Origin of the sequence: Acinetobacter soli, assembly GCF_018139125.1 — a bacterium.
Classification (GTDB): domain Bacteria; phylum Pseudomonadota; class Gammaproteobacteria; order Pseudomonadales; family Moraxellaceae; genus Acinetobacter; species Acinetobacter soli.
Genome location: NZ_CP073241.1, coordinates 158812 through 175730, shown reverse-complemented (window position 1 = coordinate 175730; position 16919 = coordinate 158812). Strand labels below are relative to the sequence as shown.

Genomic DNA, 16919 nt, shown 5'->3' with positions numbered 1-16919 from the left:
AATCTACCCTATTTATTTACTCTTTATTACTTTAGGATCAAAAATACTTCCATAAGGAAATTGTATAGACCAATTATCAGGGGTCCCCTTCTGGCTAGCTTGCTTTTCTACTCTCAATTTTATTGCTTCTCCCCAAGTATTAGGTGTCTTACCATTTACTTTAAAACGTTCACTTTCAGCTTTAGTTAAAGGTGTATTAAAGTCTCTAACCTTAGCTTTCACATCAATATTAGCTTCGCGAGCAGCTAGAATACGGGTATTGTCCATACTAGTTGCTGTACCATTCGACATAATAACAATATCAACTGGATCCCCATTCCAACCATCTCTCTTCATACTATCAACCATACTGTTGTAATTGTAAGCTTTTCCACCTTTCTGATGAGAAACCGTTGCTTGAGAAAATGAAAGCCTAGTTGGATCAATAGAAATAGTTTTTCCATAATTAAATGTCTCTGTTATTGAATCATTATCTCGATAAAAATTATTTTCTTTAACAGTAGACGAATCTATCGATATTTTTTTAGGTAATACAGAACCACCTATAAGTAAAGTATTTCCTACTACTTCTAAACCAGCAAATACTCTATCCAAAGCGGTTATTTCTTGTTTAGTAAATAATGTCTTATCTGAAAAAAGATCATGACCACTTTTTATTGTATTAGCAATTAAAGAAGTTAATGCTCCACCTTGTACCAAAGATCTTCCACTATTCAATTGATTTACGGAATAGACCACTTGATATTCTATAGGTAATAGTTTGGCCTTAAGCACACCACTTTCATTTACTACCAAATAGCGTAAGCCTGAAGCATCTTTTGGATCTGAGACAATATCACCGATCTTGTAGTTTGTATTATTCACATCAACTACTTTAGATACATTTTTCATTGCAGCCAATGCATTTTGAGTAATTACATTTTTTTCGCACTCTGCATTTTGACATGCATGTAATGCTTGAAAATAATAATTATTTTTTTGCTTATCAAATTTACTATCGTTAGTTATTACACCAAATAAATTATTCTCCACCGCATTCTGCGCCACCTGCCCACTTTGTACTGTAGTTGCGACATCACCCGTTGTAGCGCCCAATGCTGTGCCTGCCAAACCGACAATAGAACTGATCGTAGATTTCTGCTCTGCTGTAAGGTCTTTGGCCTCTTTTCCATATAAGAAACTCGATAGTACTGGTGCCGCTGCCTCTGCTCCTCCTGCTGAAAGTCCCGCAGTCAACGCATTATTTCCACCAGCCGCCGCAACTGCTGCGCCAAGTACCGTATGCGCTAAAATATGTGCCGCTTCTTGACCACTTGTCAGTTGCCCATTTGCATTTTTATTCGCTTGTTCTTTGAAATATTGACCAATCTTATAACTTGCCGCTGGGCTGAGTGTCGCGGTTGCTATTCCTAGACCTGAACTTGTCGGAGCGGATAAGCCTGAGGCCACTGTATCGATCAGCAGGCCTAAGTTTTTGTAATTTTCCCGTTTGGCTTGATATTGTGCTTCTGTAATCTCACCCTTTTCATATTGTTCTTTGGCTGTATCCGATAAAGTATTAACTTCTTGTTTGGCTGCCTGTCTATTTTCGTCAAACCGCTTCGTCACTGCGATCTGTGTGCCGATCTCTTTTTGTACTTTGTCCTTGTCAAAGTTATTCGCAATCGCTCCGCTGTTCTCCTTCGCATTTTCTGTACTGGTTGTGGTGTATATGTCCGCTTTGGCTTGTGCTATGGTTTTGCCTGTGAGTGCCTGCTGGGCAATGCTTTCTGTTATGGTGATGTTTTGAGTGTTCACACCACTCTTGGTCAAGCTGCTGTCTTTGTCACTGTCTAATCCAAAGCCCACTGATTTGTTAACGCTATTGCTTGGTCGTCCTTCTTTATTTTTTCCACTGCCATCCCATCCACCTTTCACATTTACGCCGCCACTTACTCCTAGGCCTTTGGCATCGTATTCGGTCTGGTTGTGAAGATCCGTATAGGTGAGCGTGCCTGTGCTGAGGCTGTTTTTATTCAAGGTTTCCGCAAGTGGGTTTGAGGTGATGATCGCGCCTTTTAAATCGGTATTGTTTTTCACATTGATCTGATAGCCGTCATCGCCTGCATATATTCCTGCCTGATCTTGTACCGAAGCATAGTTGGCGTTGATATTGGTTTTATTCGCACTTCCTGAAGCAGATACTCCTGTTCCAATACCGACCGTAACTTGGCCTTCTATGTTTTGTTGTGTGCTGTTGTAGTTGGCTGTGTTTTGCAGGCTTTCGATATTCAGTTCTTTAGCATCGACTTTTACGCCTTTGCCTTGCACCTGTCCACCAATGATGTTTGTGGTATTACCACTTTGGATGATGGTCTGGCTGTCTTTGCTTCCTACTTGGCTGGTGAGATAGCTGGTTTCACTGCCACTACTTTTACCTTTGCCAACATTACCTCCTGCCGTCACGCCAGCCGCACCTCCTTGTGGCCCGTAACTTGCTGCAACGCCCACATTCCAGCCTTTACTCTGGTTTTTACTTTCTTCTGTGCGGGTTTGTTGTGCTGCTTGAATATTGACGTTGTTTTGCGCTACGAGCTGAGTACCTTGTTGCCCGATAACGTCTGAGCCAATAATGTTAATATTGGATTGTTCACCTGCGCCTGTCGCGTTCAGGTTCACTTTACCACCTGCATGGATCTGGCTGGCGCTGGCGTTGGTACTCTGAACTTGGGTTTGATCGGTATTCTTTTGTTCTCCGTAGGTAATCGTGGCACTCACATTCGCCGCTTTTGCAAGATTGCCTTCTGAGCTGGCGATATCTTTTAATTTTGATAACGTCTGGCCTGCCTTGTAGCTATCAAATGCACTATTGGCTGCTGCCATGGCATTCACACGATCATTCTTGCTCTGACCCACTTGCTTGGTCGACTCAACCGCACTTTGTACCGCAGTCACTACGGGTACATTCACCGCAATGGTCAGACCTTTCTGCTGCATCTCATGTTTGTATAGGCTGTCTTGTTGTTCTTTGGCCGCTTCTACATTAATTTGCTGTGCCTGTACATTTACATCACCTTTTTGCGATGAAACTGTACTGCCTGTTTGTTGATAGGTCTCACCTGCAATAATATTGGTATTGCCATTTAAGCTGCCCACCTGAGAGGCACTATTGGTAAGTTGTTGGCCGGTCTGTAAAGTGGTGTCTTGCTTTTTACCTAAACTAAAACCAATACCGCCTGTAGACATAAAGCCTGATTTTTTAACAACGCTATTGGTTTCACTGTTGTACTGGTTTTGTGCACCTTCAATCGTCACATTTTCTTTGGCTTGTATCTGGGTCAACTCATCAGACACTATATTGCTGCCACGGACATTGATATTTCCTGCATCCAATAGCACTTTTTTGCCTTCAACAATACTGCCCACCGCAATATCTGAACTACGATGGCTAAAGTCGCTGGTCGTAGAGCTGCTCAATTTACCTTTCTTAGTAAAGCTTGACTGATCTTGTTGATCAAGTTTGTTTCGACCCTCTTCAATCTGGAGTTGCTCTTTAGCTTGTAACGCGGTTAGGCCTTCTGAACTACTGATTTGTGAACCATGAATCTGGATATTATTGCCTTGTAAGCTTAAATCGCCTTGGCTCTTAATTTGGCTGCCGACCTCAACTTGTCGTGTATCTAAATGATAAGCTTTTGAGCTACCCACCACATTGTTGGTCACTTGTGTATTCAGGCTACCGACTTTAAGGTCACCGCCTGTACGAATAATCGTTTGTCCACCGCTATTATTTTGGATATTTGCCGCCAATATACGAGTGTCACCCCCAACGTTCATCACTAAGCTTGGCTGATCATTCAACGCTTGCTGTTGTGCTGAACCGACGTAAAGACCCGCAATTCGATCTATTCCTGTCCAGCTATAGTTGCTCTGGCCTAATGCATTTTGGCTGCTCTGTGTGGTGGACTGAATATTCAGGTTACCTTTTACCTGCAAATTCATGGCTTGATCGGCCTGAATCATACCACCAATATTATTTAAATCTTTTTCTGTACCCAGGCTAACTACGCTACCACGGATGTTCCCTGCAAGGTTGTTTAAATTCTGGCTATTAATTTGAATAACTTGTCGTCCTGCAATGGTTCCTGCATTGGTCAAATCTTTACTTAAATTAAGCTGAATACTATCGGCACTAATTAAAGTGCCATCGCCTTTTAAATCACCCACACGCGCTTTAACATACACCTGTGGCACTAAAGCTTTGGTTTTTGTACCATCTGGTAGGGTAGTTTCTTTTTCGACCAACCACACAATATCACTGCTTAACTGCGCCATTTGTTCTGGCGTGAGTGCAATACCGGGGCGTAAGTTGTACTGTTTTGCATAACTCAGCCCATTGTTCATGAGCGCTTTATACTGTTCCTCATCGGAAGCATATCCTTGTAAGAAACGGTAGCCAGTGAGTTGAGCAACTTGGTCCTGTACCATACGTTGTTCATAGTAACCATCACCTAATCTTTTTTGTTGAAGTGCTGGATCAAGCCCTAATGCATTCAACATATAATCTGAAGATAGCCAGTTGCGATAGTTACTAAACGCTGGATCTGTTTCCACAAGGTACTGAGCACGGCTGTCTGGATTTTTACTATATAACGCATTATTTGGAACTTTAACGTTGGCATTGTTGGTACGAATTTCAAAACCACTACCATCAATCTGTGCTGTTTGCCCCTCAACAGATGTCGCTTTTGTCTCATTGTTTTGAATTTGATCGACTGCGCTACTACTCAAGGCTTTATAATCGGCTGTGTTTGCCCCGACTACGCCTTTAAGCTGTGCCTGACCTATTTGAACGTCATTTGATTGAATACGATCAGATTGAGCTGTCGTTTGTTGAACTGCTGCGGTTTGATTCGTCTGTGTAGTTTGCTGATCAATCACACTGGCGTTATGGTTTTGACTCAGCGCCTGTTCAGTCAAATTATCTTTGTTGACTTGCTGGGTTTGGTCTTGCACTTTAACAGGCGTCGCAGTGGTCGGATTTTCATAGATAAATAAATCTACCCCTTTGGTCACATCTGCTGGGTTATAAGCCTGTTCACCAGAAGCCCAGACACGATCGTGCCCCTTACCGTCATAACTGCCCGAACTCGGCGTTACCGTTCCTTCTTCATGCGTAATTTTGGTGCCTTTAGCATCGACATTGTGAATTGCTTTGGCATCTCCAATCAGCTTTTGACCTACCATAATTTGGCTTTTGTCATTATTGATTGTGCCTGTGAAACTTAAATTGCCTCCAGCACTGATCACAGCAGGCGCTGACTCATCTGCTACCGTCGTCGTGGTCGTTTGAGTACTTTTCACATGTTCATAGTGGTCAGTACTGTAAAGTTGTCCGTTGTAAACCAAATAACCTTTAAACATATTGCCAGCCGAACTGTCTCCACTGTTACTGACAATAAAGAAGCGGCCTTCTGGACGGCTTAAATAATCCTCCATCGTGGCATTATAGTATTGTGTCACGGTTGGATCTGCGGCCTGTAACTTGCTAAACAGATCTGGATTCTGGCTATAGATTTCCTGCGTAATTAAGAACTGATAACCAGGGTTGTACCTTCCGGCACGCGAATCTGAAATATACATATTCCAGTAATCAAGTTGCGCTGTAGTCTGCTGTTGTTTGATTGTAAAAAAAACATTCTGGTTATTCACCGTATCAACATTCAAGTCGATATTGCCATTGGCATTAATTACAGCACTTCGGTTATTGACTTGCTGCGCAGTTCCTTGCGCATGCCACTGAGAGTCAAGCGAACCTCCTATACGCAAGTCGCCCATGGCAATAATTTGCGACCCACTTTGATGATTAAGGTTATTTTCCAGATTGTTTAAAACCTGTACCCCCAGATCCAGATCACCTCTTGAGGCAATGACTGGCGCTAAACCATTGAGGCTTTGGTTATTTAAAGTACTCGCCTGAATTGCAATATGGTCACCATAAATACGTCCGGCAATATTATTGAGTTGGCCTGCCTGAACATATGTATTTGCACCATTAATGAGTCCATAGTTATTGAGTACGCCTACAGCTTTAAGTTGAGTTTGCTGGCTTTCCAAACTGCCATCTACAGCGTTTTCAATTGTATTTGCTGAAATAGATAACTGTCCGTTGCTTTTGATCGCGCCATGATTGCTCACTTTACCTTTAGAGCTTAGGTTTAAATTTCCCTGTGCCTGCAACTGACCTTGAGCATCTTGTACATAATCATCATTGAGCTGAAGATTGAGCTGTCCCTGACTTAAGACCTTACCGTCGCCTGTTAAACCTTTGGCTAGAATATTTAAACCTGCAGTTGATGAGCCTTCTTCACCTGCAATAATCATCCCTTGCTGATTGTTTACAATTAGACGGTTATTGTCTTGCTGACCTTGTATTGTTAGTTGATCAAGACTACTAATTAAGCCTTTGGTATTATTTAAATTATCCAAAATATTTAAATTCAGTTGCTGCTCAGCAGAGATGCGCCCAGCACTATTATTTAAAGTACTTGCAGCTATTTCTACTTGCCCTGCCTGAATACCGTAATTCTGGTCATTGTCTGAATTATCAATATTTTGACTCGCAATTTTGACTTGCTTTGCCGCACTAATCAGGCCCTGCTGACTATTATCGAGTTGGCTTCCACCCATCAGGCCTGTATTGAGGCTAATGTTTTGATTCGCACTGATTTTGCCTTTCTGATTATTAATCGTACCTGCTTGTCCAACACTATCGATCAGTAAGTTTTGTCCACTGGCGAATAAGCCCGCATTACTGTTATTCACCTGAGGCGCTTGAATGGTTAATCCATTACCAGCAATAACCTGACCTTGTTCATTATTTAATTCTGAAGTTTGTAATAAGACTTGCCCTAAAGATTGAATACCTTGAGCCAACTCTGTCTGGGTGGAATTTGAATTAGTTTTACGGTTATCAATCAGTTGCACGGCGTTTATACCAAGATCACCCTGTGCATTGATTAGACCTTGCTGATTGTTCAGACTATCGGTACTAATCTGTAAGGTATTCCCGCTGTTCATCTGCCCATTTTGGTTATTCAGGCTCTGCTGGTGAGTATCAATCTGAATGTTGCTTTGGTCACCTTTAGTACTACTAATCAAGCCTTGCTGGCTATTATCAAGCCCCTGTACATCGAGTTTAATCGCTTGATTCGCCTGAATCTTACCACTTTGATTATTCAGTGCTTGCTGAGTCGTCTGGATCGTTATGCCCGCATCGACCGACCCAATTTGACCCGCTTGGTTATTTAAGGCGGCACTTTGAATCATTAATTGTTGTTGTGCTGCGATTAATCCCGCTTGGTTACTTAAGGTGTTTTGGCTATTTAGCTGAGCATGTTTTGCAGCAAGAATTTGTCCCTGATCATTCAAAATGTTTTGTGCATTTAGATTGAGATCACCACTCGAATGAATATTTCCAGACTGGTTATCGAGTTGTGAGGCTGTATTGAGATTAAGACCTGCTGTACCTGCGGTGACAATACTGCCCGCACTGTTTTTTAACGCACCAGCCTGAATTTCAAGATTATGATTGGTCTGAATCTTGCCATTACTATTATTTAGAAGATTTTTAACAATGAATTGGTTAACAACATTGTCTGGTGTTCCAGCCTCAACAATTTGACCCGCTTGATTGCTAAGCTGCTGTGTATTGATGTTAAAGCCATTGAAGCTAAGTAGCGTTCCAGCGTCATTGTTTAACTCGGAACTATTGGTTTGCAAACGACCAGCAGTTTTGATATTGCCCTGATTATTATTGAGCGTATTGGCAATTGCGAGTATTAGTTGGCTGTCTGCTGTGCCAGACTGGATCAGACCATTCTGGTTATTTAAATGATTGGCATTGATCTGTAGTTTTTGGCCTAGACTGTCAATTTGCCCGTTTTGATTATTTAAATCACCTGTCAACGAAATTTGAGTATCATCTAAACCTGTTTGCTGGATATGTCCTGACTGGTTATTTAAGTCTTTAGCATTAATTTGAACTTTATTTGCCTTTAAGTTGGCGTGTTGGGTATCTAGCGTATCAGGAGTGGTTAAATTAAGTTGCTCTGCGGCCTGAATCGAACTGTGTTGAGCGCTCAACTGACCAGATTTACTGCTAAGCGAAATATTTTTTGCTTGAACAAGGCTTTGATTTAACACATGGCTCGCGGCCTGACTCTTCAAATCACCGCCCGCGATGAGTTGCCCCTGCGCATTTATAGCACCTGTAGCATCAATGCCAAGATTACCCTGATTTGCTAATGCACCCTCTGATGTTAAACCAGCAATCATGCTCCCTGCAGAAGTCTGGGTCAGTGTAGCCGTCTGTATATTTAAGTTATTTTGAGCAGCGACCTGTCCAGCATTGTTAAGATTTTGAGCAACTTTGAGTTGTTGATTTTGGCCGGCGTAAATCAGACCACTATTGTCTAATCGCCCAGTCTGCACATCTATATTTTGTACTGCCTGAATAATACCAGCCGACTTAGCTTGCTCAACACGACCATTATTGAGTTCATTATTAATATTGAGTGATACATCACCCGTTTTAGCCGCAATGACTCCTGAACGATTATCTAAGTTTGATGCAGAGAGCTTAATCTCCTTCGCTTGTATCTGCCCTGACTGGTTATTAATTAACTGATCTGTTTTAAGCTCAAGCGCATTCGAACTAACGATACTACCCTGTTGGTTGCTTAATCCCTTTCCAGCTTTTAGTGTAAGCTGGCCTTCACTCACAATATTACCCACATCATTTTGAATATCATTTTGGCTGACAATATTGAGCTGAACAGGTTGTGAAGATGAATCATTTTGAGTGACCAGAATGGTCCCGTTTTGGTTATTCAGCGAACCTGCTTGAATATCTAAGTTGTGATGACTTTGTAATACACTGCCTTGATGTTGATAGTCACTATTTACACGAATTGAACTTTGGCCATTTGCAGCACTCAACAGCATTTCACCATTACGGTCAGTCAATTGGTTGGCTTGAATATTGGCTTGAGTAGCAGACACTTTTGATTGATCTAATCGTGCTTGATTGGTCGTAAGTTTGAGTGCGCCGTTCGTTCTCAATTCAGCCTTTTGCGCCTGAATATTTTGTATATCCATAGTTAAGCCGGCTTGGCCAGAATGCAAAATCACACCAGAGTCACTATTGAGTCCCTGTGATTGAATATTGAACTGATTTGCATTGGTGAGAATACGGCCTTGCTGGTTATTAATAATTCCCTGAACAGTTAAATTCAGGTCATCTGTTGCGGTGTGCTGAATCAAACCCTGTTGGTTATTAATGTCTTTCCCAATGTTCAGATTCAGTTTTTTCGCAAGAATCTGACCGCTTTGGTTAATTAAACTTTGCTCGTTTTGTACTGCAATTAATTGAATAGCATCAGCCTGCAATACACCTGACTGGTTATTTATATCTCCATCACGCGCTGTAATCGTAATATTTTGAGCTGCTGCCGTTCCTTGCGATACATCTACATTTGCTCCATCTAAATCAATATTACGACTTGCCAGTAATTTGCCGTGATGCTCAAGTGACTGTTCTGTTTTAATCTTTAAATCGGCTTGAGCATTTGGATCTTGCTCACCTTGAGCATTGATACCGACCGCGACCACACTTTTTTCGTCACCAATAAGGCGCTGACTCGCTAAATCAATATTTCCATAGGCAGAAAGAATACCTCCTTGCTGCGTCATAACACCTGTATTGTTAATTTTTAACTGTTGATCAGCACGAATATAGCCCTGATTGGCAAGTTGCTGGCTGTCAATTTGCAGATTTTCATGACTCGATAACGTACCATTGACTGCATTATTTAAAGACCCGGTTTGAATTTTTAAAATTTGATCAGCATAAATCGTTCCAGCGCCGTTATTTAAAGCCTGATCTTGGTTTTGAATCGTAATATTTTTTGCAGAAATTTCACCTTGGTCGTTATCTAAACCTACAAGTGAACTATCCAAGTTATTGTTAGTGACTATTTTTCCTTTCTGGTTATTTAAATGACCTGAAAGACTCAATTTTAATAATTGTCCAGCCTCCAGATCACCCCCACTGTTATTTAGGCCCAACCCCTGTAAATAAAGTTCAGACGAACTCGCGATTTGCCCTGCTTGATTGAGAATATTTCCACTTGAGATCAGACGAATATTATTCAAGGCATTCATTTTACCGCCCTGATTATCAACCGACTGGCTATTTACATCTAAAGATGTGAGTGATTGTAGTAATCCTTGCTGATTACTAAAACTACTGGTCTGAATCTCTGCCTGCTTAACGGTCAATTGCCCCTGATCATTATTAAAGCGCTCGCCCTGTATTTTCACATGACCCAAATTGAGCTGACCGCCTTGGTTATCTAACCCATTTTGGCTCTCGACATCTACACCGCCATTGGCAATGATGGTTCCTTGATCATTATTCAGTTGGTCTTTAACATGAATATAACCTTGGTCATACGTTTTTGGTGTAGTGTTTACTGGGGTAGCAACCTGCAAGCTTCCCCCATCTTGTGCAGGATTTGATGGAGCGGTCTCTGATCCTGTTCCACCTGTCGACCCGCCCGTACCGCTGCCTGTCGTGTTCTTAGCAATGCCGATTTTACCGCCAAGGTTGGTCATTGAACCTGACTTCAAATCCAGCCCTTGCATACCTGTTTGTTCGATAGATCCACTATTTTTTAAACTGGTCGCATCTATCACAACGCGAGCAGCGTTCAATGTGCCGCTATTATTTAAACGATTCTGTTGATTCAGATGCAACTCATCGGCACTACTGATTAAACCTGTATTGTCTAGATTTTGACTCTCAACAGAAATTTGTGATGTGGCACTACTCACGTTACCCGTATTTTGAACATTTTGAGCTTTCAGCTGTACCTGATCTTTATTCGCAATCACATTGCCTGTGTTGACCAAATCCCCGTTGGCATTGAGGCTCAGCATACCTTGAGTGCTATTGATCGTGCCGGCGTTACGTACACCCAAGCCTTGCTCGGTTCCCACCAGAAAGATTTTCCCAGCATACATTCCGCCCAATTGGCCTACATCTAAAGCAAAGTTGGATATCGGTGCACTTGTAGCACCCGTCGTTGCGGTAATTTGAGGCGCTACTTGGTCTTTGACTTGAATATCATTTTGACCTAACACCGTGTTCAGCTCATTGGCATATAGGCCTGCATTGACTTTTAAAGCACGTGTATAGATATCGGTAAACGGGGTTAGACTTCCATTTAAACCTTTACCGTCAATCGTCACTTGCCCCTCGCGAACACGGAACGATTCCAGATAACCCTGATTCATCACCGCCTGCCCTGTGGTCAGGGTAAAACGATCTGCATTAATCACACCACAGCCATCACAGACCAAACCAGACGGATTGGCAATGACCACTTGCGCCTGTTTTCCGGCAACTTCGATATAGCCTTTGAGTTGACTCGGATTACTCGAGTTGACTTCATTTAAAATGACTTTGGCTTCACCTTTTGCAAGCCAAGGATTGCCCTGTACCCAGCCACCGATTTGAGTTTGGGTGTTATTTCGTGAGTTATTTAAAATGGCGCCTTCTTGCCCTACATCAAACTGAGTATAAGTGTTGCGTGACACACCACCGGCACTCGGCGTCTGGATATTCACCTGCGTGGTACCATTAGCACTGTTTAAGATGGTGGCTTGCTGCGACGTTGGTGCGCCTTTATCGGCAATAATTTGCGTATCTGCCACCGTACTCATGGGTAGGCTGATCACCAAAGCCCCCAAACACCCGATCACGGCAAAGTTAAGCGGATTGAGTTTTTTATAATGAATCGGCGAAACCGTGACTGCCACCGTATCTGCCGACGTTGAGGCGGAAGTTTGCCCAGCCTGTTTGGTTTGACTTTTGACAATTTCGGCCACGGCAATAAATAGACCACGGGCCTGACTAAAAATAACACGGTAGCAATTCTTATTCATTTGTTTTACTCAATCTTCATTTCTATAAAAACACATTCACATCATTGGACGGTCGCTTTGATCGTCTAATGCTCAATAGCTCCAGTTCACACTAAAGCCCGTGGTGTAATGGTCTGTTCTAAAGTTATCTGGTTTTTTCAGCGGAGCGCCCACAAAGACGTCGTAACTCATGCGCAGTGGCGCGATCTGGCCACGTAAACCCACGACACTGCCCAGCAAGCTTGTACCTGGCAATGGATTCGGCTGATACGCTGTGCGTCCACCCACTTCACCGTAGTCAATACCGGCATACCAGTAATGCGGTTGACTTAAAATCGAACCGCTCAATTCATTTCTCACCAAAAAGCCGTTATCGGCCAGTAGGGTTTGTTCGCCATCAAAGCCACGTACGGTATAACGGTTACCAATCGAGAAACGGTCTTGTGGGGTTAAAGGTTTGTTACTTCGTTGCATACGCCATTCGGCGGTATATTGCAGATTCTGCGCGCCCACTTTAAATGGTACTTGCAAGCTGGCATTGGCCTGTAAAACTCCTACACGGGTATATGCTTCATCAAATGCTTCTTCGGGTGCACGCATGGCTCCCAGCCAGCCTGTGCCTCGTTTATAGGTCAGATTGGTTGCTAAAGTCGCATTAGAAAAATATTCAACATGATCCAGCATGGCTTTCCAGCCTGCAGTTTTTCGGCGTTGCACTTCAACTTCAACATCTTCAATATAATTTCGAGACTGACGCGACCAGCCTCCCACCCCGAGTGAGGTTTTTCTGTGCGCATCCCGATAGATCACACGAGAGAGATCGACACCCACCAATTCACTTTCGCCGCTATATTGATAGCTCTGGCTCGCACCTGCCACGGTCTGGTTATAATCCGATTTGCTGTAGCTACTGGTGAGCAACCAATAATCGAACGGGATGGTGTAACTCATATACACCCCATCGCTGCCGTGTTTTCCAGAACCTCCCCCCAAATCATGGTTGTAACTGACATAAAATAAGTCATTGAGTGTCAGTAAATGATCGAGCGATACGGTGGCCGTTCCCAGATAACGTCCAGTTGATTTAGCGCCTGAGTCATCAAGGCTTAAATTGATGCGGTAAGGTTTCGATTGCTGCCATGCAAGCATGACATCGCTATAACCCGGTGTATTGTTATTTTCGGCAGGTTGAATTTTAAAATCTGCTTCAACTGTTGGTACACGTTTAAAGTTTTCTAGGCCTTGTTCTAGATCACGTATATTGAGCACATCACCCGATTTAATCGGAAGCGCATTGATTTTGTGCGCGCGTGCCGAGGTGCCTTGAGCAAACTTGACCTGATCGATTCGCCCAGGGATCACCACCATACGAAGCTGGCCTGAGGCAATATTTTGTGCAGGCAATAAAACCCGTGTCGTAACATAACCATCTGCAATGATCCGGTTTTGCACCAGATTCAACACTTGATTTAAGCCTTGTACACCAAGGCATCTGCCGATGACATTATTTTGCCCATGCGTCACGTCTTTAAGTGTGTACTGAAATTGCTGAGCACCATCCCCCTCAAGCAGAATCGACTGAATGGCAAAGCACGGCGTTTCAGAATGTGATTGTAGGAACTGAAGTTGATTCGCCGTGAGCGCAGGAGCGTTTTGCCCCAAATTGACGTTGACCGATGGCTGAATCTGTTTTTGTAAGGCCTCATCACGCTGTTGCTGCAAAATCTGATAGTTTGCCGCATCAATCTGCTGCTGCGGATTCGGTTCAGCAGCCATTGCTGCGCTATACGTACCCGTTAAAGCTAAGGCCAATACTGTTTTTTTAAAAGATATTTGAAGCTGAGCATGCATATTTTTCATTATTGTAAAATAAAAGTGAGAACCAGTTAACAAAATAATAGCAAGCTTTACATTTTTGTAAATATTTTTTAGACAGATTTGTCTTTATAATTTAAAAAAAATAATAAAAGACCCAAATGATGAATTTGGGACTGGTCGTTATTGTTTCACTTTCTTAGATACTTATTATTTCCAAATTTTCATTTACAGTTTAATAGCGCATTAAAATGTATAACGATAATTGATCAGTAAGCGATGCTGATCCCAATCTTTTCGGGTCATTCCATTAATTTTTTCGCCTAACGCAGCATGCTCAAATTTGGAATCATAATGCAGATATGAATAACGAAAATCCAGATTCTTTATCCAAGGTACACTGTAGCTAAAGCCAATATCGTAATAACGTTCCTGACCTTCAATCTCGCTGCTGATGTTACTCTGGTGCGCACCAAATCCATAAGCGTATTTTAATTCAGTCTTGAGGCCCTGAATCATATCCGACCAGTTATATCTAAAGCGAAGCGCAACCGCCGTCTCGTCATTGTTGGTAAAATCTGGCCCTATAGCAGAAGACGTCGGAAAAGGATTGGTCCCATGGTCCTGAGTCAGTCCCCCTATACGATCTGAATGCGTCGAAAAGTTATCTTCAATCCAGAAACCATCAAATTTTGAGATTGCTGCACCCAATTCGAAGCGCTTGATCATCCAGTTAATATCAAAAAAATAGCCGTTCCCACGATTAGATATCTGTTGTCCTTTTATACAATCCAGATCCGCTTCTGCTGCGCACTTAAACAAATTTCCATCATCTCTTGAAAAGAATGCCCCGCCTGTCAATAACCATGTACTGGACGCAAACGGTAATTTATATTGAACCATTGTGCCGTACTTTTCTAAATAATCCTTACTCTTTAAGTATTCGGTATTTAGCGTCCATTGCTGCGTTTGATATTTCGCACCCATCAAAGCCACATAAGGAATATGTTCGTTGTTATCTGTGACTAACTTTTCAAAGCTGTCCATACTACGTGGCTTCCAGCGGTCATAGTAGGACAGATAAGTATTGAGCTCGGGATTCAGCTTAAATTGAGCACTAACGCCTGAAAATGTATCGGGTACAGCTCGGGTATTGGTACTTTTTAATAATAGTGAATCTTGCAGCTGACGACCGATTTTAATCTCGCTCCCCTCGCCCAATTTGGCTTTAATATAGAGCTGCCCCAAAACTGCAAAATTCTGTGCCAGTTTGCCATTATTTTCAACTTCAAGCAGCTGCGGCGTAGGTTTACCCGTATCAAACAGTTTCGATACCGCATATATAGAACCATCTATTCCCAACCAGTCACGCCAATATACCGAACGGTAATTTAGTTCCATCCCTAGCGCACTTTGCTCATAGCGGCTGGTCGTCGGGTTGGGATTGAGTAATGTTGGATGTGCAACGCCTTGATCATTCCAGTAACGGGTATTGAGTTTAAGTTCGAGTTGGCCATAGTTCTGAGGTATATCTGCATGGCAAAATGCAGTGTATCCCAAGCCAAATACGCTTAATAATAAGCCCTTATTCATTTTAAATATCCTTTTTTAAGCATGAATAAAAACACTGCCTAACCTTTCAGCTAGGCAATTTTTAGATATGTCATATAAAGTTAAGGAGAGAGTTTCTCTAAGACTTGGCCCTTGGTTTCGATGGCAAACCAGAACGTCACCAATCCACCAATTAGTGCCACGATTGCCAGTACGCTAAATACATACTGAATGCCATAACCTCCAACAATTAATCCAACAATTACTGGCCCAATTGCAGATCCTGCACGTAACCAAGCGGTACTAAAGCCGATTCCCATCGCACGTAAACGTGTCGGATACAGCTCAGCAGCATAGAGATATAGAGAAAATGAGATGGTTTGTAAAATTGCATAACTGAGCGTAGCGAGTACCACAACCTGTATCGCAGATGTTGCGCCAAGCACAGACAGGCTCATTAAAGGAATAATCGCCAAAAAGAAAGCAGCACTATACCAAGGACGGCGGCCCACTTTATCAATCATGAGCGCACAAATGATCGAAGCAATCACCCCGACTCCCGAGGTAATCCAGCCATAACCAAGGCTGGTCTGCAATGGTAAGCCAAAATGCTGTTTATATAGTGAAGGTAACCAGGTCACCATAGCGTTATTCACCATATATACGCAAAACCACATTCCCCACAAAGTGAAGGTACGTTTACGATAGATTCCCTGAAATAGTTCACGCCAGTTGGTTTTCGCCATTGCCTGTGGATTGATATCTTTCACGACAGGTTCAGGAAGTGCCTTACCTTGTTTTAACGCCCCCTGTTCGAAAATTTTCACAACCTTATCGGCTTCAGTAAAACGTCCTTTCGAGGCGAGCCAGCGTGGTGATTCAGGTAAGAAAAAACGTAATGGAATAACCAGTAAAGATGGAACCAGCCCGACAATAAACATGACTTTCCAACCATAGATCGGCATCAGAAAATATGCAGCCATTCCTGCAAACATCAGTCCCATCGGGAAGAGCACTTCATAAAGCAAGAAAAACTTGCCACGTTTTTCTGCTCCAATAAACTCATTGATATATGCACTCGCGACAGGAACCTCACCACCTGTACCTACACCTTGTAAAAACCTAAAAACCAGTAACGATAATCCGCTCCATGCAAATAAACATGCAATATCCATCATCACAAACAACATGATGGTAAAAAATAAGACCCGTAGCCGCCCAACTTTTTCAGCCAAAGAACCAAAAAAAATGGCACCTATGAGTTGGCCAACATAACCCGCTGCAATGATGGCACCCACGTAGGCTGGAGTTAAATGCCATTCTGTAATCAGCTGGGGTAAAGCAAAGGCAATTGCAAGTACGGTATAGGCATCAAAAAAAGTGGCTATTCCAATGGTGATTCGCATGAATTGCAATCGTTTAGTGACGGGTAGTCGTTCTAATCGTGCAATGATGTGTGCATTTTGTTGATGATGACGAATTGATTCTACATCCGCTAGATTGGTCATCTCCGTTCTCCTTATCAACTACATTCCTCGTAGTTTTGTTGTTTTATACCTAAACCGTTTGACTAAAAATCGCACGCA

General features: G+C 42.5%; 4 protein-coding genes. All 4 read right to left on the bottom strand.

Annotation, left to right across the window (positions count from 1 at the left end; translation table 11 throughout):
* Window positions 1-12: 12 nt before the first annotated feature.
* Window positions 13-11988: a two-partner secretion domain-containing protein gene (locus KCV09_RS00775; protein WP_228301568.1), complete on the bottom strand. Its 11976-nt coding sequence runs from the start codon at window positions 11986-11988 to the stop codon at window positions 13-15.
* 72 nt (window positions 11989-12060) lie between these two features.
* A complete protein-coding gene (locus KCV09_RS00770; protein WP_228301576.1) occupies window positions 12061-13743 on the bottom strand; it encodes a ShlB/FhaC/HecB family hemolysin secretion/activation protein in 1683 nt (560 codons plus the stop codon).
* A 285-nt stretch (window positions 13744-14028) separates the two neighbouring features.
* A complete protein-coding gene (locus tag KCV09_RS00765) occupies window positions 14029-15375 on the bottom strand; it encodes an OprD family outer membrane porin (RefSeq protein ID WP_212515383.1) in 1347 nt (448 codons plus the stop codon).
* A gap of 80 nt (window positions 15376-15455) precedes the next feature.
* Window positions 15456-16841, bottom strand: a complete 1386-nt coding sequence (locus KCV09_RS00760) for an MFS transporter (protein ID WP_004935711.1) — start codon at window positions 16839-16841, stop codon at window positions 15456-15458.
* Between the last annotated feature and the right edge of the window lie 78 nt (window positions 16842-16919).